We start from the raw sequence: 1,340 nt of genomic DNA, 5'->3' as shown, positions 1-1,340 counted from the left end.
CACACTATCATTACGTGAATACATAGCGTAATGAAGCGAACCGGGGGAACTGAAACATCTAAGTACCCCGAGGAAAAGAAATCAACCGAGATTCCCCCAGTAGCGGCGAGCGAACGGGGAGCAGCCCAGAGTCTGAATCAGCATGTGTGTTAGTGGAAGCGTCTGGAAAGTCGCACGATACAGGGTGAAAGTCCCGTACACAAAAGTGCATGTGTTGTGAACTCGAAGAGTAGGGCGGGACACGTGGTATCCTGTCTGAATATGGGGGGACCATCCTCCAAGGCTAAATACTCCTGACTGACCGATAGTGAACCAGTACCGTGAGGGAAAGGCGAAAAGAACCCCGGCGAGGGGAGTGAAAAAGAACCTGAAACCGTGTACGTACAAGCAGTGGGAGCCTCTTTATGGGGTGACTGCGTACCTTTTGTATAATGGGTCAGCGACTTATATTCTGTAGCAAGGTTAACCGAATAGGGGAGCCGAAGGGAAACCGAGTCTTAACTGGGCGTTAAGTTGCAGGGTATAGACCCGAAACCCGGTGATCTAGCCATGGGCAGGTTGAAGGTTGGGTAACACTAACTGGAGGACCGAACCGACTAATGTTGAAAAATTAGCGGATGACTTGTGGCTGGGGGTGAAAGGCCAATCAAACCGGGAGATAGCTGGTTCTCCCCGAAAGCTATTTAGGTAGCGCCTCGTGAATTCATCTTCGGGGGTAGAGCACTGTTTCGGCTAGGGGGTCATCCCGACTTACCAACCCGATGCAAACTGCGAATACCGAAGAATGTTATCACGGGAGACACACGGCGGGTGCTAACGTCCGTCGTGAAGAGGGAAACAACCCAGACCGCCAGCTAAGGTCCCAAAGTCACAGTTAAGTGGGAAACGATGTGGGAAGGCACAGACAGCCAGGATGTTGGCTTAGAAGCAGCCATCATTTAAAGAAAGCGTAATAGCTCACTGGTCGAGTCGGCCTGCGCGGAAGATGTAACGGGGCTAAACTGTGCACCGAAGCTGCGGCAGCGACACTATGTGTTGTTGGGTAGGGGAGCGTTCTGTAAGCCGTTGAAGGTGTCCTGTGAGGGGTGCTGGAGGTATCAGAAGTGCGAATGCTGACATAAGTAACGATAATGCGGGTGAAAAACCCGCACGCCGGAAGACCAAGGGTTCCTGTCCAACGTTAATCGGGGCAGGGTGAGTCGACCCCTAAGGCGAGGCCGAAAGGCGTAGTCGATGGGAAACAGGTTAATATTCCTGTACTTGGTGTTACTGCGAAGGGGGGACGGAGAAGGCTATGTTAGCCGGGCGACGGTTGTCCCGGTTTAAGCATGTAGGCGGAG

At 52.6% G+C, this 1,340-nt stretch carries 1 rRNA gene; it reads left to right on the top strand.

Going from position 1 to position 1,340, the window contains the following annotated elements:
- A 23S ribosomal RNA gene (locus tag NNO02_RS23220) occupies positions 1–1,340 on the top strand; the annotation flags it as partial.

The organism is Citrobacter sp. Awk 2, assembly GCF_028069815.1.
Lineage (GTDB): Bacteria > Pseudomonadota > Gammaproteobacteria > Enterobacterales > Enterobacteriaceae > Citrobacter.
This window is presented reverse-complemented; position numbering and strand designations above follow the sequence as displayed.